The organism is Flavobacterium sp. H4147 (genome assembly GCF_029360735.1).
Lineage (GTDB): Bacteria > Bacteroidota > Bacteroidia > Flavobacteriales > Flavobacteriaceae > Flavobacterium > Flavobacterium endoglycinae.
This window is the reverse complement of the sequence record NZ_JARKNB010000003.1, coordinates 173845-193657: the sequence shown is the minus strand read 5'-3', so window position 1 is coordinate 193657 and position 19813 is coordinate 173845. Positions and strand designations below refer to the sequence as shown.

Here is a 19813-nt window from a genome sequence, read left to right as displayed (position 1 = left end):
TTTTATTGGTGATAGAATTAAAACGATTATTTTTTATCGTCTGAAATTATTAAAGTAGAAGGAATATTAGACAGCCAAGGGCTTTTTGTATCCATTAGATGTTTCCAGCTGTCAATGCTGATAACCATAAGATTCTGGTGTTCCAAGAAATCTTTATCTATTGTTTGTTCTTTTTTAAATGAAAGTTGATTGGGTGCTGCCTGCTCCATTAATCTAATTCTTTCTTTGGTGTCTAAATCGGCTTCGATATTTCCTTGGGCGTCTAGAATAATAATTCTGGGATCGATATTTTGAATGAATTTCTGAACGTAATTTTCAATTAATTCCCAGTCTTTTGTTTCAAAAAGCGGAATGAAAATCGTTGAGATATCCGTTAAATCTTTGTCAATTAAAATTCCAACTGGAATCTGCGATTTGGCGATAATCTGCCTTGTACCATCATCAAATGGAGCAGATTCAAGGATGTTTTCTTTTCCGGTAACGGTATTTAAAATCTTTTCAGGATTAATCATTCGAGTTGTAAAACCAAGAACACGTCCCAGCAAACTTCCTTCATAAATGGACTGCCCAAGACCAATAAGCAGTAAATCGTTTTTACTTTTATTCGCGACATTTACGATTTCGTTATCAATATCGGCAGAAGCTTTAAACATCGTTGTAATATTTCGGTTTAAAGCAGTTGATTCATCAATGACTTCTTTGAATTTTTCAATCTCGTAAGTATCTGTATTGTAATGATGTATTTGTTCGATTGGAAGCAAATGCATGGCTGTAATTTCAGAACTTTCGGCTCTTTTATTCGTAAGGCCGTCGGCAACTTTAAGTAAGGCTCTTCCAGATTCTGGTCGGTCAAATGACAATAAGATTCTGTATTTGTTTTTTAAGATAATATCTTCTTCCGTATCGTCTTTACTGGATTTAAAAAACCAGTTAATCAAATCCAAGGTAGGTCCAGTCATAAATGTTGTTGCAAGTGCCATAATGACCATCATAGAGAATAATTCTGGAGTTAAAACGCCTAAATCGTAACCAATATTTAAAGCTACTAATTCAGTTAAACCTCTGGTATTCATCAATGCTCCGATTGATAAACTGTCTTTCCAGCTCTGACCCACAAATTTGGCCGCCAGCGTACTGCTCAGAAACTTACCAGCTACAGCTACCAAGAAAATCAATCCAGCTATTTTCCATAAATAAGGTTCGTTTAATAGACCAATTTGGGTTCTTAAACCTGTAAATACAAAGAATAAAGGCAGTAAAAGCACCAACGCAACGTCTTCCACTTTTTCAATGAATAAGTTTCTGAATCGGATATTTTCAGGCATAATTGCTCCGGCAATAAATGCTCCAAATAAAGCGTGAATACCAATAATCTCAGTTAAATAAGAAGATACAACCAAGGTAAGGAAAAAAATCGCAACGATTGGTTTGCTTAATTTGTCAGTTGCTGCATATAAATCACCAATTCTTTTTAGGAACGGACGAACAACTTTTATCATTAAAAATACATATCCTAAAGCTAAAAGAACGGTGTAAATAGCGCTTCCAAATGAACCTGCTTTTACTATGGCAATTACAACTGCCAGAATACACCAAGCAGTAATATCGTCTGCTGCAGCGCAGGTAATTACAATAGTTCCTAATCTTGTTTTATGAATACCGCGTTCCTGCACAATTCTTGCTAAAACTGGAAAAGCTGTAATACTCATGGCAATTCCGGCAAATAATCCGAATGAAGTAAACTGAACATCAGCAGGAGCAAATTCATCGTAAATAAAATAGGCGAGACCCATTCCTAAAACGAAAGGTATAATGATACTGGCGTGGCTTATGACAACAGCGTCGTGGGCTTTGTTTCTTAAGATTTTCATATCGATCTCCATACCTACGATGTACATAAAAAGAATCAGACCAATCTGGCTCAGGAATTGAAGGTTTCCAAGTGATTCTGTGGGAAAAAGTACGGCTGAAAATTCAGGAAAATACATTCCAATTAAGGAAGGCCCCATTACAATTCCCGCAATCATTTCGCCAATAACAGCAGGTTGTTTCATTTTGATGCAGATCCATCCAAAAATACGCGCCACAAAAATTATGGTAACAATCTGAGCTAGTAAAAGCGCCAGTGGGTGGTGTAGGTTTTTAATAAGAGAATCAAGAAATTCATTCCATTGGCTTTTATCTGAGGTGGGTATTTTAAGGTTTCTTCCCGTTTCTAATTTTACGCCCATTAGAATAATCCAATACATTAAAACGGAGAATCCTCCGATAATGCCGACATAAAAAATAGTGTTTCTAAACTTTTTCATTCCTTGATTAATTTGATATTCTCGACTGCGGTTTTTAGTCATTAAAAGTACTCAAAAACTGTTTGGCTTATCGAGATGGGTTTATAAATTCTGCGCAATTTTATAACAAAATAGACGGACGGCAAATGCACATAATCCAATTTTGTAATAAGCTAGAAAAAAATTGTAATGAAATAAGGACGTGCAGGAAGATGCTGCTAAAACCAATTCGTATTTTGACTGAGAAAGATTGTTAAAAACTTTATTCTATACAGTAAAAAATCCCGCTTTTGGGCGGGATTTAAACATGACAATTCTAAGGCAATATTTGAACTTAGTCCAAATCTGAAACTTTTAGCGAATCAACTTTATAAATATTGGCTTGTGGCGGATCTTTTCTGTAATCTTCGTCATCACAGTGCGGTGCACAGCTGTAATTAAGAAGCGAGATTAATAGCACGAGTACGGAAATTCTTAAAGTTTGATTTTTCATGGGGATAATTTTATATTTTGTGAGATAATTATTTCAATTCGAAAATATAAATCTCATATACACCGTTTTTACATAATTATTGTCCAATGTTATAGAATTCACACTAAGGGGTTTTTTCTCTTCCCCATAAAATGACTTCCAATTTATCTGCATAATGAATAATGTCAGGATAGGTATTAGCGGTATAGTTTCCGGCTTGATAAAAAACTTCTTTTATCAAAATATCCAAACCTCGAAGATTCCATTCTTTATGATGTATATCAAAACGATACAGTTCATCATTAATCATTTCGTATAAAGCATGACGTTCGGTAAGCCAGGTATCTATTATTGTTTTATTTTTTAAAGGTGTATTCTGCCTCATAACCATATCAAGCTGATGGTTTAGTTCATCATTTTTAGATTGAAGATGATTTCCAGAGCGTATTATTTCTGATTTTTGGTAAGGCAGACCTATAAAAACTTTTGAAAGCAGAACTTGAATCAATTTATTAGTTTCAATTGAAAAAAGATAAATACCTTGAATTCCATCTTTCTTGACATACGTTCTTAGATTTATTTCTTGAAAATTAGAGATATACGGAAAGGCTGGTAAGTTTCTCAACCGCATTTTTTTTACTTCGAATGATACAAGTGAGATCCAGGCCATATTGTTGAAAGTGTCAATCTCAAGCCCGTCTGGAATGTATTCTTCAATAAAATAGAGGGGAATTTCCCAGTGAAAAAATACAGTAGTATGCCATTCCTGATAATATTTCCATTTTTTCTGCCGAAGAGGATAATATCTGTTCGAACTATCGGATAATATGTTATCTACGGTACTCATATTGAGAAATTAAACGGATATGCCGCTATGACTAAATAGGTTATAATAATGATACTCATTACAAAAATTACTACAGTAAGTATGGTAAGTAATAAAGTTGAATATAAATACCTGCCTTCCTGAAGTAATTTATGAGCTTGTTTGTATTTCCAATAGGATAAAACAATTGTTAATGCTCCGGTCAGTACAAGTGCAATACCAATCACAATTGTGAAACCGTTTTTTGGAATATTAGATTCTTGAAATAATGACGCTGGCAGCTGATTGACAAACAAAGAAAATTTTACAATCACAAATCCAAAAACCATGATTCCGATTCCGGTTCTTATCCAAGACAAAAATGTTCTTTCATTTGACATGTGCTCATTAATCATTTGTTTGTTATTTTTCTCCATAATGGTATTATTTTTAATTCTTAATTTAAATTTAAAAACTCTTCATTTATTCTTTTTATACTATGAATTGCAAATTTTTATAAAATATCTACTTGATTATTAAGGTTTTATTTGAAATAAAAAAAACACCTGTGCACAAACACAGATGTTTTTCAGATAAAGAATGAAAAAGTATTAAACAGGTATTTTAATTGTATAAGTTTGGTTCGCGCTGCCAGAAACGGTGCATTTTCATGGCATTTATAAATTCCTTGGCAAAACCAGCTGTTGCTATTTCGCTAGTCATTACAATTCCCGAATCAAAATTGGTAATTTCCGCAATAAAAGGCGCATTGCTTACTATTTTAGAAGCCTCACCATCAGCACCAATTACTTTGCAGTGTTTATAGGCATCGTTAAGGAATTCCTGAACTTCACCGCTGTCTGCTATCTCGCTTAAATCGGATCCGTGAGGGACATAAATGGCATCAAACAATACAGATGACGCAGTTAAAAAACTGAAATCTGCAGTTATGGCTCCGCCGGTATCGGTAGAGATTGATCCTAAGTTTGGTGCAATGATGCTTGCCTGAGCTTTTTCTTTTAAAAGCGCATTTTTAATATTGTTAACTGCTTTTTCTGAAACGCCGTTCGTACAGATCACAGCTACTTTTCTTGTTTCAATGGTTGGAGAATTTGTCGGATTTTTAATCATACTTAAGGCAGCAGATTCTTTTACCGATTGTTTACTCGTAGTTGGTTCTTGGTTTCCACCTTCATTTTCAGGAGAAACACCTTTATTCATTGGGGTTTCTGGTGATGCTGGAACTTTTTCACCCAATCCTACGGCTACTTTTTCAGCCAGTTTTTTGTCAACTTGAGATAATAATCCCAGCACTCGAACTCTTACAGCAGAAGATTTTACTTTTCCAAGTTCAAAACGCAGGGCTTTTACAATATGGCTTTTTTCTTCATCAGTCTGGCTGTTGAAAAATAATTTCGCTTGCCCAAAATGGTCGTTAAAACTTTCGCTTCTTTCACGCACTTTATGAGCATCAACACGTTCGTTAAAACTCGAAAAACCACCATCTTTAATCATTGCCTGATATGGACACCCGCCTCCAAGCGAATTAGGGTGGTAACTAACTTGTCCTTTATTAATTTCCTGACGCATGTGACCGTCACGCTGATTATTGTGAACAGGAGCAATGCTTCTATTGATCGGAATTTCATGAAAGTTAGGGCTTCCTAATCTAGAAAGTTGTGTATCGGTATAAGAAAATAATCTTCCTTGTAATAATGGATCGTTTGTAAAATCAATTCCAGGCACAATATGTCCGGGATGAAAAGCGATTTGTTCCGTTTCAGCAAAGAAATTTTCAGGGTTTTTGTTTAGTACCATTTTCCCAATTATGGTAACGGGAACTAATTCTTCGGGAACAATTTTGGTAGGATCCAGTAAATCAAATTCGTATTTGTGCTCATCTTCAGTAGGAATGATTTGAACACCCAATTCCCATTCTGGAAAATTCCCTGATTCGATCGCTTCCCACAAATCTTCTTTATGGAAATCTGAATTTTTTCCTGAGATTTTCTGCGCTTCGTCCCAAGCAACTCCATGTGTTCCCAGTTTAGGTTTCCAATGGAATTTTACAAAAACAGATTCATTTTTAGCATTCACCAATCGGAAAGTATGCACTCCAAATCCTTCCATCATTCGAAAGCTTCTTGGAATCGCTCGATCAGACATGACCCACATAATCATGTGCATAGATTCTGGCATGAGTGAAATAAAATCCCAAAAAGTATCATGTGCAGAGGCTGCTTGAGGCATTTCGTTGTGAGGCTCAGGTTTTACAGCATGAATTAAGTCTGGAAATTTGGCTGCATCTTGTATAAAAAATACGGGAATATTATTGGCAACTAAATCATAATTCCCTTCTTGTGTGTAAAATTTAACGGCAAATCCTCTGGCGTCTCGCGCAAGATCAGTAGATCCTTTCGATCCAGCAACAGTTGAGAATCGAACAAATACAGGTGTTTTTTGTCCCATTTCCTGAAGAAAGCCTGCTTTGGTTAATTCTGGAATTGGATTGGTTACTTCGAAATAACCGTGCGCTCCTGAACCTCTTGCGTGAACAATTCTTTCTGGAATTCGTTCGTGGTCAAAATGCGTAATTTTTTCTCTTAAAATAAAGTCTTCTAATAATGAAGGTCCTCTTTCGCCAGCTTTAAGCGAGTTGTTGTCATCATTGATTTTAACACCTTGATCAGTAGTCAAAAACTGGTCGGTTCCGTCAGATATATTTTTTGATAAGTCGCGCTGTTTTTCGTCTTGAAAATTTTCCATAAAATATCTTAATTAGTTAAATTTTTTTGAAGTTATTAGAATATTTTTTCAATTGTTAAATGCAGATTTATAAATAGTTACAATTGGTCTGATATTCTTCTTCAAAATTAATTCATAAGATTTTTATGATTTTATAAAATTAGAATTGTATGTTCTACAATTGCCATAAAGAATTAAATCCAGTCTCCCGAAGCATTATAATCGTCTGGAAGATAGGTAAGGTATTGCACCATTCTTGGTTTTTCTCCAGTATTGGCCGTTGCACAATGCGGCAGTCTGCTGTCCCAAATGATAAAATCCCCAGCATTGGCTGCAATAGGTTTGGCTTGTTCATTTAGTATTTTATCCCGTGGATTTTCATGCGGTTTAAGTTCGTCCAGCCATTGGTTAATTCGATTATGAAATCCTGGAACACAGTGAAAAGCCCCATCATCTGGTCCACAGTCAGTAAGATAAAATAATCCTTGCAGTGAAGATGTAAGCGGTTTTCTTAAGCTCATATCCCAATGAAGCGGACTTCCTAAAAAGACAAAATCGTTTGTTTCCGGCGGATTAAAACTTACTTTATCTATCGTTTTGTATATTTTAGTGGTTTTGTAAAGTTGCTCATATGCTTTTTTTACTCGTGGCGAAAAACGGTTGCGGTTTAAGGTTTCATGATCCGAAAAGTTAAGCATTAATCCTTTTTGATCTTCATGTCGAATGTACCAGCTTCGCTTGTCGTTAGGATTAATTTTTAAATATTCCCAAATAGCCTTTTGTGTTTTTTCGCAGTCTTCTTTCGAAATAGCATTTTTAACTACGATATAACCATTTTGATTCCAGAATTCAAGGTCTTCTTCAGAAAGGACATTTTCGGATAAATCTTCTATGGCATAAAAAGTATCTCTTTTTCGATTGTTGATCCAATTTTTAAACGATTCAAAATCTGGCTTTTCTAAATGTAAATAACGCAGCGTATCTTCCATACCAATTCCTAATTGATACAAAGTTTTAATTTCATTGTCCCAATTGGAATGATCGGTTTTTGCCGATTCAGGTTCTACAGCACGTTTCCATAAAGGTTCAAGCACAGTCCAAGGCATAAGTTTTGTTTTTTGGTTGATACAAAGCCAAAAATAAGGCATTTCAAATTTTGTATGAAAAGTAAAAATACCTGTTTTTTGCTTTATAAAAAAAGCCTCAGGAAAACCTGAAGCTTTTATAAAATTGAAATCGTTTATTCGTATTTTAAATAACGCAGCACATCTACTTTTGTAGCTTGATACGCTCTTGAAAGTACTACAAGCAAGGTCAGCAATAATAAAACACTAAACCCGATTATGAATGGAAGTATTGAAATTTGAATTCGGTAAGCAAAATTTTCCAGCCATTTATTCAGCAGATAATATACAGGAACTATTGTAATCACAAATCCGATAATGCTGAAAATTACATATTGTTTGCAAAGCTCTTTTAATAAAACATTCGTTTCGGCACCCAATGTTTTTCGGATGGCGATTTCTTTCATGCGTCTTTCAATCGAGTAAGAAGCCAGAGCAAATAAGCCAAAAAGGGCAATCACAATTACGATTATATTTAGCAGCGAAAAAAGATTTTTCTGTTTCACATAACTGCTATATGATTTTTTGTATTCTTTGTCTACAAAATTATAGATAAACGGATAATCTGAATCGACATTCTTTTTCCAATAATTTTCGATTTCAGAAAGTGTTTCATTCATCGTTTTAGGATCCACAGTTATATAAATATTATTTAGTGAACCTGCAAACCATTTTACAGTTTTAAAGTGAAAAAAAGACATTGGTTTAATGCTTTCACTAGGATTTTCAAGATTAAAATCTTTTACCACTCCAACCAAATACATTTCCTGGCCGTTCCAGACAATCTTTTTGCCAATAGGATCTTTTTCGTGTAATAATTTCAAGGCAGTTTCATTAACCAGCATGCTGTTAATCGTATCTTGAGAATATTTTGGACTAAAAGAACGACCTTGAACCATTTTGATTTTCAACATTTCCAAAGCTCCAAAATCAACGGGAATATTATCTCCGTCTACACTAATATCTTTATAATGATAAGAGATTGTTGATTTGGCTCCATTGCCCATTACAAAAGCACCTCCAGCTACTTGTTTAACACCTTTTAAGTGCAGTAATTGATTTTTAATTTGGTCATATCGGTCAATTCGGGTTTGGTCTGTCATGCCATCACCATACATATTTCGATAAGTAATGTTTATGACTTGGTCTCCGTTAAAACCTAATTCTTTCGAATTCATGTGTTCAATCTGCTGATACACAATATACGAACCAATGATAAAGAAAGAAGCCACAGCAAATTGAAAAATCAACATTCCGTTGCGGAGCCAGACACCGCTTTTGCTTCGTCCAAAATTTCCTTTTAAAACTTTTAAAGCTTCAAAATTAGCGACATAAAGTGCTGGAAATATTCCTGCGGCGATTACCGTAACGATAAATATAACCACAAGCTGTCCATAAAACTGACTGCTTTGTAGTACTAATGTTTTTTCTAAAAACGTGTTATAATACGGCAGAGAAAGTTCGGCTATGACCAGCGCAATCAAAATTGAAAATAAGGTTATAATAGCAGTTTCAAAAATAAACTGCTGGATTATAGCTGATTTTGAAGCACCGATAATTTTTCTCACACCCACTTCTTTGGCTCTTTTTATGGCGTTTGCTGTTGCAGAATTTACATAATTGACAATAGACAAAATCAGGATTAAAACCGACAATCCAATCATAATAAGGAGAAATTGGTAATTTCCTTTTGGTTCTGCCATTCCGCCAGTTTTACTGTGTAGGCGAACAGTTGATAAAGGTTCTAAATGGGGTATTACAGCGCCATACTTTTTAATAAAATCTTCCGAACTCATGCCTTCTTCTTTAGCACGTGGAGCTGTCAGATGTTCAAAATACAATTTATAAAGATTAGACTCGACACGATGCTGATCTTCAGGATTTTTTAATTTTACAAGCAGTACAAATTGAAAATTTCCCCAATATAAAATAGTGCTGCTTATATATTTGTCCATAAAATTAACCACGCACGATGGGTTATAGGCTGATTTTTTGTCAAGCTTATAAACGCCTCTTACTATCAGTACTTTGTTTCGTAAAACAACCTTTTGTCCTAGTGCACTTTCGCTGCCAAAAATTTGATAGGCCAGCTGGTCAGACAAACAAATGCTGTTAACATCTGGCAAAGCATTTTTAGGATTTCCTTCAATAAAAGTATAAGGAAAATAATCGAAGAAGTTTTTTTGAGCAAGTACGATTTTATCGGTTTGGACTTTTTTGTTGTTAAAACGAATGATATCATTTTCATAATAACCATTTATATAACAATACGATTCGACTTCTGGAGCATTTTCTTTAATCGCAGAACCTATAGGAGCTGAACTCGAAGCCCAATATGTGGTAGGATCCATTTGATTGGCAACCAGAAAAACATTGTCTTTATTAGGATTCCATTGGTCATAACTATGTTCGTCGTTCCAGTACAAAATGGCAAAAATCAATCCCGCAATCCCAATGCTGAGACCTAAAATATTCAAAGCTGTAAAAAGCTTGTTGTTCTTTACATGATACGTAAATACATTTATCCAGTTTTTCAGCATGATCTTAGATTTTAGAAGTTACCAAAACATCCACATTTTTCTGATTCATTTTTTCTGAAAGAATAACACCGTCTTTCATCAAAATGGTTTTCTGCGAAAAAGAAGCGTCATAATCAGAATGTGTTACCATCAAAATTGTTGAACCGCTTGCATGAAGATCAGTCAGTAATTCCATCACTTCATTTCCGTTTCTACTGTCTAAGTTTCCTGTTGGTTCATCTGCCAGAATAATTTTCGGATTGTTGATTAAAGCTCTGGCAACAGCCACACGCTGCTGTTGTCCGCCCGAAAGCTGCTGCGGAAAATGTTTCAAGCGATGTGAAATTCCTAATATTTTGGCAATATCATTTACTCGGTTTTTTCTTTCGGAAGCAGGAACATTATTGTAAATCAAAGGCAGTTCGATATTTTCAAAAACCGATATTTCATCAATTAAATTGAAGTTTTGAAAAATAAATCCAATGTTTTCTTTTCGTGCTTTTGCTTTCAATTTCTCTTTTAAGCCCACCATTTCCTGTTCCAGAAGCTGATAACTTCCAGAACTAGCGCTGTCTAAAAGACCAATAATGTTTAATAAAGTAGATTTTCCGCTTCCCGAAGGTCCCATAATCGAGATAAAATCGCCTTCGTTAATAGTTAATGAAATTTCACTTAAAGCTCTGGTTTCTAATTCATCGGTTCTAAATACTTTAGAAAGTTTTTGAATGTTAATCATAAATTGATTTTTTAATTGTTTGATTGATGTTCGTTTTTCGATTTATTATACTTTCTAAAGCAAAAGAAACAGACCTGAAAATTAAGATAATTTATGCTGATTTTTCGAGGTTTATTTTGTTATTTTTACTTTCGAAAGCTGTTAATTATTAATGATTTACCAGTTCTAAAAAGGATTTTCGTGCCAGAAATTTAAATGCTGTAACTGCCTTATTTTTAAAACATTATTTTTTGAAAGTGAACTGGACTGTCCATTAATGGACACCTTTCGTCCAAAACTGAACATAGATGAAAAAGACAAACGCTTCAATTTTAATCATAGACGATCAGGAAGACATCCTTTTTGCCTCAAAAGTGTACCTCAAAAAGTATTTTGAAAACATTTATACGCTTAATAATCCGAAAAATATTGTCGAATTGCTGGCAAAAAATACTATTGATGTGGTGTTATTGGACATGAATTACAGAATAGGTTTTGAAGATGGAAGAGAAGGTTTGTATGTTTTGAAAGAAATAAAAACGCTTTCGCCAAAAACCGTTGTAATTTTAATGACCGCTTTTGGTAAAGTAGAAACCGCTGTCGAAGGTTTAAAAAACGGTGCTTTTGATTACATTTTAAAACCGTGGGAGAATAAAAAATTGTTGGAATCAGTGAAACAAGCCGTAGACAAAAGCCGGAAAGAACAGAGAAAAAATCAAGAAACCGAAATTAAAAATGAATTTTTTATAGGCAATTCAGAAAGTATAAAAAGAGCCTATTCTCTGGCTGATAAAGTCGCTAAAACGGATGCCAATGTTTTGATTTTAGGTGAAAACGGAACCGGAAAATTTGTGCTGGCGCATCATATTTTCAGCCAGTCAGAAAGAAAAAACCAGCCTTTTGTAGCGGTTGATTTAGGATCTTTGAATTCGAATATTTTTGAAAGTGAATTGTTTGGTTATGCCAAAGGTGCTTTTACCGATGCTAAAAATGATACACCCGGACGTTTTGAAATGGCGCAGAACGGAACTATTTTCCTCGATGAAATAGGCAATGTTCCGCTTCATCTGCAATCCAAATTACTGCAGGTTATTCAAACCAAAACCATAACGCGTTTGGGAGAAACCAAAGCCAGACCTTTAAATGTCAGGATTATCACAGCAACCAATTTAAACCTGAAACAAGAAGTAGCCGAGAAAAATTTCAGGGAAGATTTGTATTACCGAATCAATACAATGGAAATTGTGCTGCCGCCGCTGCGAGAACGATACGAAGATAAAATTCCACTTGCCGAATATCTTCTCGATAAAATGATCGAAAAATATGAAAGAGAGGAAATTACTTTTGATAAAAAAGTTCTCGAACAAATTGAAAAACACGCTTGGAACGGTAACATCCGCGAAATGGAAAATAAAATTGAACGCGCCGTAATTCTCTGCGAAAACAATACGATAAACGTTGCCGATTTGGATTTGGAAACCATTACACCGTATGAAGAAAACTCAGACGACAGCCAGCTTTCCTCGGTTGAAAAAGCTGCGGTTGAAAAGGCACTTCTCAAAAATAACAATAATATCAGTAAAACGGCAGAAGAACTTGGTTTGTCGAGAGGTTCTTTGTACCGACGTTTGGAGAAATATAATATCAATATAAACTAATATGTTTAAATCGTTACAAACTTATAAACTGCTTTTTCTGCGGTTAATCCTGATCGTAATTGCAATCGAGTTTTCGATGTATTTTTTTAAAATCGACTTGATTTTTACGGGAGTGTTTGGGTTTTGCGTGGTTTTTCTGCTGGTACGGGAAATGTATTTTTATGTCAAGAATTTTGTACAGATTTACGATAAAACAATTTCTTCGATCTTGCAGGATGATTTTAGTTCTGATTTTTCAAAACATAAATTCAATAAAACCTACGACGATTTGTTTCATTTATACGAAACGCTGAAAGGCAGACAAAATGAACAAATTTCAAGAGATATTATTTATCGTTCAATTTTAAATAATATCGAATCGGGCGTTATTATTTTAGAAAAACAAGAAACTGATTGGACAATTTTTTTGATGAACGATTACTTTTCGAATCATTTTAAGGTACCGAAAGTTTCAAAATGGAAATACCTTAAAAATCAGCTTCCTTCTTTATGCGAAGTAATTGAAGAAGATGATTTTCACGAAATAAAAACGGCAATTGATATTAGTATCAATCAGGAAAGTAAGCAGACGTTTGTTTTACAAGCTTCACGAACTGAAATTTTTGAGAAAGAATATTGTATCGTTTTACTAGATTCGATTCAAAATGTGGTAGAGAAAAAAGAAAAAGACGCGTGGATTAATTTAATGAAAGTGATCTCGCACGAACTTTTAAATTCCATAACGCCCATTCGTTCCATCTGCCAGAATCTGCAGGATTTGGTTGAACAGGATTCGCTTTCTAACGAAGATTTGGAAGATATCAAAACCAGCGTTGAAACAATGCTGAGACGAAGTGATCATCTTCAGAAATTTGTAGAAGGCTATCGAAAACTTGCCATGCTGCCTTCGCCTAAAAAACAAAAAACAGATGTAACAGATTTGATCGAAAACGCACTTCAAATTATGAATCCGCTTTTGAAAAATGAAGGAATTGAAGTTCTCAATACGATTTCCATCAAACATTCTGTTTGGGCTGATACGCAGCAGTTTGAACAAGTTTTTATTAATCTGCTTACAAATTCTTTATATGCTTTAAAAAATACATTCCAAAAACAAATTGTACTTTCGGTGGAAGCCAGAGAAAACAGGCTTTTCATAAAAATAGCCGACAACGGAATGGGAATCGAAAAAGAAATCGAAGACAAAATTTTTCTGCCTTTTTTCACTACCCGTAACGAAGGCGCGGGAATTGGTTTAACTTTATCTAAAAATATTATAGAAGCGCACGGCGGTTATATTTCGCATAAAAGAGAAAACGAAAAAACGGTATTTGAAATCTGTTTGATTGTAGAGTAATTATTTTTTAAATTAAAGAAATATTCTGTTTCAGAGTATAGAAATTCAATAATATAAATTCTGATTAGTTATGAAAGCTTGGAGTCTGTTAATCTGCGGAATTGCCGTTGGTCTGCTGTCATTTGTAAAACCAGTGGATATTGGAAAACCCTGGAAAGGAACTTTCCAGCAGATTCCAGGTAAAATCGAATGTGAATTTTACGATGAAGGAGGCGAAGGAATTGCCTATCATGATACTGATACCGATAATAACGGAAGCGGTAAATTAAATCCGGTAAATGGAAATCCGCTGCATGAATTTAGAATTAAAGAAGGCGTTGATATTTCGTATACCAAAGATGGAGATATTGATAATACTTCATTTAATAAAGTATCCAGAAGTTTAAATCAGCTTTATCTGGGCTGGACGCAGCCTTCGGAATGGATTAATTATTCGGTTGAAGTTCAAAAATCAGGAACTTACACTATTGGAGTTTTGTACACAGCAAATGGCGACGGAGCTATTTCTATTGATGTAAATGGAAAAGATGCCACAGGTTTGCTTACAATTGAATCGACACATGATGATAAAGATCCTGTAGACTGGAGACAATGGCACCATTGGAACGAATCTAAATCATTAGGAAAAATAAAACTCAAAAAAGGGAAACAGCTTTTAACCTTGCATATTGTAAAAAACGGAAATATGAATCTTGACTATTTAAATTTTATTCCGAATTAGAATAGATTATAATTTCTGTAAGAGAATATCTAAAATCTTTGTAATATTGGTAAATAGTTCGTCATACCAAAAGCTGACCTATTTATGGATAACCAAAGACCTTCCCCCGAAGAGGTAAAACAAGTTTTCGATTTGTATTTTAAAGCCGAGATTAATATCTGGAAAGGATTCTCTGAAAAAATTAAAGTAAGGGAATTTAATAAAGCCGATATTATCAAGGAATATAATACCGTAGAACGCTATCTAAATATTATTATTAAAGGATCGGCAGGATTATTTGTCTGGGACGGAAACCGCGATATCTGCATTAATCTCTTATATGAAAATAGTTTTATGAGTGATTATCTTTCTTTCTTGGGACAAAAACCAACCGTAATGAAAGCCGAAGCTCTAGAAGATATTGTACTTTGGTCGATTAACTACGAAGATTTGAATGAATTATACGGAAGATCTGAAACGGGTTTACGCATAGGAAAAGCCATTTCTGAAATGCTTTACATTCGCAAACAAGAAGAACAAATCGGACTTTTAACGCTTGCACCGCAGGAACGTTATCTCAAACTTATAGAATCACGTCCGGCCATTTTTCAGCGTACACCTTTAAAAATTATTGCCTCTTATCTTGGATTAACGGCAGAAAGCCTAAGCCGAATCCGTAAAAGAGTTATGGAAAAATGATTTCTTACCCAAAGTCAATTTTGTTTTAAAACGCAGTTACTAAGTTTGTCTCACCTAATCAAACAAAATAACTTATGACACGTAAAATTAACTTTGGAGCCATCGCAGTATATTATGTAATCGCAGTTATCTGCCGATATATAGCGGTTAAAACGGATTTATTATCTGGAATCGAAAATGGATATGCACAAATTCTTCTTCGCGGCGTAGGACCCGCTTTAGGTGCTTTTGCTGCCATCAAATTGTTTTCGCTTTCGAATCCACTTTCTTTAAAAGGAATTTACAAAACTGCCGCTTTGCCATTTTTAGTCTATTGGATTCTTCCGGCTTTTTTAATTGCAGGAACGGATTATTTTATGGCAGGTAAATTTCCCATTCTATTAATGTTTACTGTTTTGGTTTACGGACTTTTAGAAGAAATAGGATGGAGAGGATTTCTACAAGAACAATTAAAATCGCTTCCTACTTTTACTTCAACTGTAATTATTGCCATTCTTTGGTTTTTATGGCACGTAAATATTGAGATGAATACGCAGTACATGGTCTTCTTAGGAATTATCTTTTTTGGAACTTGGGGAATTGGAAAAATATACAAAAAAACAGGATCATTGCTGGCTGTTGCTGGTGTACATTCGCTAAACAACTTCTTTCGCAATGGAATTCACGATAGAGAACTAATTTTAATTGTTGTTTTATTAGCAGTTTGGATTGGTTTTGTAATTATGTACGACCGTAAAAAGAAACCATCTTTAACTCAGGAAACAGTATGATAATCACGATATTTTATATTTTAATCAGTTTATTAGAAATGCTGGCAGGGAAATAAAGATTTCTCTCCAGCTTTTTTTTAAGAGAAAATTAAAAGAGGATTACGCATAAAATTTTTAATTTTAAGGAAAGTCTAATATTAAAAAATGCTGCAATGCCTTGGAATCCTGAAATCTACAACAAGTTTAAAAATATTCGTTACCAGCCTTTTTACGATTTGATTGATTTAATCGAAGACAACGGAAAAATGAAAAGCATCGATCTGGGCTGCGGAACGGGAGAACAAACCTATATTCTTTCTGAAAAATTTGAATCGGCTGCATTTATAGGAATTGATTCTTCTGAAGAAATGCTGGCTAAATCACAGAATTTGCAAAATGACCGTTTACAATTCAAACTGGGCACGACGGAAGATATTATTGCTTCCAAACAAAAATGGGATTTAATTTTTAGTAATGCAGCACTTCAATGGTCAGACAATCATAGAGTTCTGTTTTCTGATTTGATTAATTTAGTTGAAAAAAATGGACAATTTGCGGTGCAAATGCCGGTTCAGCCCGATAATGTACTCAATAAAATTCTGCTGGAACTCGTTCAGGAAGAACCTTATACAACCTATTTGAAAGGCTGGAAAAGAGAATCTCCCGTATTAAGCATGGACGAATACGCTCAGATTTTATTTAACGGCGGACTTCAGAATATTCAAATTATGCAGAAGGTTTATCCTATAATCGCTGATGATGCACAGCAATTACTGGATTTTATTTCTGGATCGACATTAGTTCCGTACATGGAAAGGTTTTCGGAAGAACAGCAGCAGACTTTTATAAAAGAATATAAAAAACGCATAGAAAATGCATTCCCAAAGTTTCCAGCGATTTATGCTTTTAAGAGAATATTGCTCTATGGAAAGAAAAAGTAAAATTTGGTACGATTTTTTGTTAAAATTTTAGTTTTTAATTAATTGATAATCATTTGAATAGGATTTTAACAAATGGAAATAATATAACTCTTGCTGAAAATTATGTAAACCGTTAGGGATTAAAAGAACAAACTTTGTATAAGTAATTTCTGAAAACAGTAACCCCCAAAAATCCCGCATCATGAACAAACAAGGACCTATAGTACTTATTGAGGAAAATAAGGAAAATCGTTTATTATTTGAACAGATTTTCACAGGAATGGAATTGGAAAACGGCCTTCTTTGTTTTACAACATTTGCTGAAGCACAGAGACATATTATTTCAGAGAAAATAAAACCGTTTTTACTTTTTTCCAATGTTTTGCAGTTTAGCGAAGACCATAAACAGTCCAGCCACCAAAAAAATATGTTTTTAAAATTGAAATGCCCATGTTTGTATTTTTCAATTTTGTTTACACAATGTTTTGTGGTAGACAGTTCTTCAATACCAGCAAAGAGTTATTTTACAGCTCCGTACAATGAAAACAAATTTACAGAAGTCATCAATTCAATTGTTCGATCATGGCAGGTGAAAAAAGATAAAAAAAAGCCACTTTTGAAGATAGCATAAATAAAAAAACAAAAGCCTGATGTAACTCAGGCTTTTTTTATGCCAGCCTGCTTTTTATACAATTCATTCTTAAGATTTTCAGGATTCCCATATTGGCTTTAAAATTAACATTTTAGCATTCTCAAAATACCATTAAAGTGCTCGATAATTTGTAATTTGAAATTCAAATACATTTTATGATGAAAAAATTACGAATAGCACTTATCAATATACACGGACTTTTAAAAGGTTCTGGACTCGAAATTGGACGCGATGCCGACAATGGAGGACAGACTAAATATATTTTTGAATTAGCAGAATTCTTATCACAACATGAAGATGTCGAACACGTACATCTTTTTACCCGCTTAATAGACGATCCCTCACTTTCACCAGAATATGCCGTTCCTGTTGAAATTCTTAATGACAAATTAGACATCAGACGTATTCCGTTTCTTGGAAAAAAATACAGAGCAAAAGAACAGCTCTGGGAAGGTCTTGACACTTTCGTGAATGGTGTTATGCAGCATATCAAACAATATAATATTTTTCCAGACTGGATTCATTCACATTATGCCGATGCGGGTTACGCTGCTGCGGAATTATCTTCGGTTTTAAATATTCCATTTGCACATACCGGACATTCATTAGGTTTTTATAAAAAGAAAAAATTACTTGAAGCCGGAAATCCAGAAGACGAACTCGAAAAAAAGTTCAAGTTCAAAGCCAGAATTACAGCCGAAGAACGAACTCTTGAACTTGCTGAATTCATTGTTACTTCTACCGAGCAGGAAATTGAAACCTATAAAGCCTATAAAAATTTTGAACTCGGAAAATACCATGCGATTTCTCCAGGAATCGATACGCGAAAGTTTGTTCCGTATTATTTTCAAGAAAATGATTCGGAAAAACATATGGAAGAAGCACAGCGAAAATACTGGGTTGCCGAAACTATTTCAAAATTTCTGACCAATCCGCATAAACCTATTATTCTGGCCCTTTCGAGACCTGACCGACACAAAAACTTGAATACTTTAATTGAAGTGTACGGAAAAGACAAAGAACTGCAGAGTATTGCCAATTTGGTCATTTTTGCCGGAATCCGAAAAGACATTGCCAAAATGCCGGAATCCGAAAAAAACGTTCTAACGGATTTACTTCTCTTAATGGACAAATACGATTTATACGGAAAAATGGCCATTCCGAAAAAGCATGATGTCGAAAATGAAGTTTCGATTATTTACCGTTATGCTGCCGAAAAAAGAGGTGTTTTTGTGAATTTAGCTTTGCATGAAAATTTCGGCTTGACCGTTATCGAATCTGCTAGTTCGGGACTTCCGGTTGTGGTGACGAAAAATGGAGGACCGTCGGAAATTATTCCAGTCTGCCAAAACGGAGAATTAGTAAATCCGCAGGAAGAAAGCCAGATTAAAAAAGCACTCCGCAATATTCTTACTGATGAAAATCAATGGAAATATTATTCGAATAACGGAGCAATCAATATTCAAAAACATTACAGCTGGATCAGCCATGTTAATCAATATGTTGAATTGGTTAATGAAAATCTTTCTTTATCATCTGGCGCGGGAATCAAAAAACAGCATTATCCAAATATCAATATCAGCCGTTTAAAACGAAAAATTGATAATCTATTAGTTTCAGATATTGACGGAACACTGATCGAACCTAAACTTGAAAATCCAGGTTTAATAGAATTAAAAACACATTTAATCAATCGAACCGATAAAATGGCTTTTGCCATGGCATCTGGAAGGAATTTAGCATTGGTTAAAAAAGTGATTGATGAAGAACAATTTCCCCTTCCGGATTTTATTATCTGTTCGGTTGGAACCGAAATTTATTATACCAACGGAAAAGAATATATTCTCGATAAAGGCTGGGCGAAATTCTTATCCGGCCGCTGGAAAAGAGAAGAAATCGTGAATAAACTCAACGGCGTTAAATGGATTAAACTTCAAGAAGAAGAGGCGCAAAACCCGTATAAAATCTCCTATTATTACGATAAGGAACAGTACGATCACGATGAATTAATCCGGGTTTTAGGAACGGGCTGGTACAAAGTCAACATTATTGCGAGTCACGGTCAGTATTTGGATTTTATTCCCAAGAGAGCTTCTAAGGGAAATGCGATTAAATTCTTGTGCCGAAAATGGTCGATTCCATTAGGAAATGTTATTGCTGCAGGAGATTCTGGAAATGATGTTGACATGTTTAGAGGTCCCGTAAAAGGAATTATTGTGGGAAACAGAAGTGCAGAACTAGCAGAGTACGAAACTACAAAAAGTATTTACGTAGCCAAAACCGCTGCATCAGCCGGAATTTTAGAAGGTTTGAAATATTATAAAATCATAAAGTAATTGGTTTACTTAAAAAATATAAACACATAGAGACATAGCACAACGGCAACTTTTTCAAAGTTTGAAACTTTGAAAAAGTTCATCAGATTTAAAAT

Annotated in this window: 16 protein-coding genes; 8 read left to right on the top strand and 8 right to left on the bottom strand. The window is 34.5% G+C overall.

Features of this window, described 5'->3' with window-relative positions:
• Positions 1 to 26 precede the first annotated feature (26 nt).
• The 8 genes from P2W75_RS15115 to P2W75_RS15080 all read right to left on the bottom strand — a co-directional run bounded on the left by P2W75_RS15115 (position 27) and on the right by P2W75_RS15080 (position 10689).
• Positions 27 to 2309, bottom strand: a complete 2283-nt coding sequence (locus P2W75_RS15115; RefSeq protein ID WP_276381107.1) for a cation:proton antiporter — start codon at positions 2307 to 2309, stop codon at positions 27 to 29.
• 313 nt (positions 2310 to 2622) lie between these two features.
• Positions 2623 to 2781, bottom strand: coding sequence for a hypothetical protein (locus tag P2W75_RS15110; RefSeq protein WP_276381106.1), 159 nt, complete (start codon positions 2779 to 2781; stop codon positions 2623 to 2625).
• A 103-nt stretch (positions 2782 to 2884) separates the two neighbouring features.
• Positions 2885 to 3607, bottom strand: a complete 723-nt coding sequence (locus P2W75_RS15105; RefSeq protein WP_276381105.1) for a YqjF family protein — start codon at positions 3605 to 3607, stop codon at positions 2885 to 2887.
• The gene (locus tag P2W75_RS15100) at positions 3604 to 4002 is read right to left on the bottom strand and encodes a YidH family protein (protein WP_207296024.1); all 399 of its coding nucleotides are present in this window, start codon (positions 4000 to 4002) and stop codon (positions 3604 to 3606) included. The genes P2W75_RS15105 and P2W75_RS15100 overlap by 4 nt, the downstream gene beginning before the upstream one ends.
• Positions 4003 to 4189: 187 nt before the next feature.
• Positions 4190 to 6331: a catalase gene (locus tag P2W75_RS15095; RefSeq protein WP_207296025.1), complete on the bottom strand. Its 2142-nt coding sequence runs from the start codon at positions 6329 to 6331 to the stop codon at positions 4190 to 4192.
• 173 nt (positions 6332 to 6504) lie between these two features.
• Positions 6505 to 7416, bottom strand: coding sequence for a phytanoyl-CoA dioxygenase family protein (locus tag P2W75_RS15090; RefSeq protein ID WP_276381104.1), 912 nt, complete (start codon positions 7414 to 7416; stop codon positions 6505 to 6507).
• A 134-nt stretch (positions 7417 to 7550) separates the two neighbouring features.
• The gene (locus P2W75_RS15085) at positions 7551 to 9974 is read right to left on the bottom strand and encodes an ABC transporter permease (RefSeq protein ID WP_276381103.1); all 2424 of its coding nucleotides are present in this window, start codon (positions 9972 to 9974) and stop codon (positions 7551 to 7553) included.
• A gap of 4 nt (positions 9975 to 9978) precedes the next feature.
• A complete protein-coding gene (locus tag P2W75_RS15080; protein WP_207296028.1) occupies positions 9979 to 10689 on the bottom strand; it encodes an ABC transporter ATP-binding protein in 711 nt (236 codons plus the stop codon).
• A 287-nt stretch (positions 10690 to 10976) separates the two neighbouring features.
• Here P2W75_RS15080 and P2W75_RS15075 point away from each other — a divergent pair, with 287 nt between their 5' ends.
• From P2W75_RS15075 to P2W75_RS15040, 8 genes are all read left to right on the top strand, one after another.
• Positions 10977 to 12326 (top strand): sigma-54 dependent transcriptional regulator, encoded by a 1350-nt coding sequence (locus tag P2W75_RS15075; RefSeq protein WP_276381102.1) that lies wholly within the window; start codon positions 10977 to 10979, stop codon positions 12324 to 12326.
• A gap of 1 nt (position 12327) precedes the next feature.
• Positions 12328 to 13662 (top strand): PAS domain-containing sensor histidine kinase, encoded by a 1335-nt coding sequence (locus tag P2W75_RS15070; protein WP_276381101.1) that lies wholly within the window; start codon positions 12328 to 12330, stop codon positions 13660 to 13662.
• A gap of 70 nt (positions 13663 to 13732) precedes the next feature.
• Positions 13733 to 14383 (top strand): carbohydrate-binding protein, encoded by a 651-nt coding sequence (locus P2W75_RS15065; protein WP_276381100.1) that lies wholly within the window; start codon positions 13733 to 13735, stop codon positions 14381 to 14383.
• A gap of 84 nt (positions 14384 to 14467) precedes the next feature.
• The gene (locus P2W75_RS15060) at positions 14468 to 15061 is read left to right on the top strand and encodes a Crp/Fnr family transcriptional regulator (protein WP_276381099.1); all 594 of its coding nucleotides are present in this window, start codon (positions 14468 to 14470) and stop codon (positions 15059 to 15061) included.
• Between the two features lie 74 nt (positions 15062 to 15135).
• Positions 15136 to 15831 carry a CPBP family intramembrane glutamic endopeptidase gene (locus tag P2W75_RS15055; RefSeq protein ID WP_276381098.1) on the top strand — a complete coding sequence of 232 codons (696 nt, stop codon included), beginning with the start codon at positions 15136 to 15138 and terminating at the stop codon, positions 15829 to 15831.
• A gap of 152 nt (positions 15832 to 15983) precedes the next feature.
• Positions 15984 to 16751, top strand: coding sequence for a methyltransferase domain-containing protein (locus P2W75_RS15050; protein WP_276381097.1), 768 nt, complete (start codon positions 15984 to 15986; stop codon positions 16749 to 16751).
• Between the two features lie 181 nt (positions 16752 to 16932).
• Positions 16933 to 17361 carry a hypothetical protein gene (locus tag P2W75_RS15045; RefSeq protein WP_276381096.1) on the top strand — a complete coding sequence of 143 codons (429 nt, stop codon included), beginning with the start codon at positions 16933 to 16935 and terminating at the stop codon, positions 17359 to 17361.
• A gap of 176 nt (positions 17362 to 17537) precedes the next feature.
• Entirely contained in the window at positions 17538 to 19718 is a 2181-nt protein-coding gene (locus P2W75_RS15040; RefSeq protein WP_276381095.1) for an HAD-IIB family hydrolase, read from the top strand.
• Positions 19719 to 19813 lie beyond the last annotated feature (95 nt).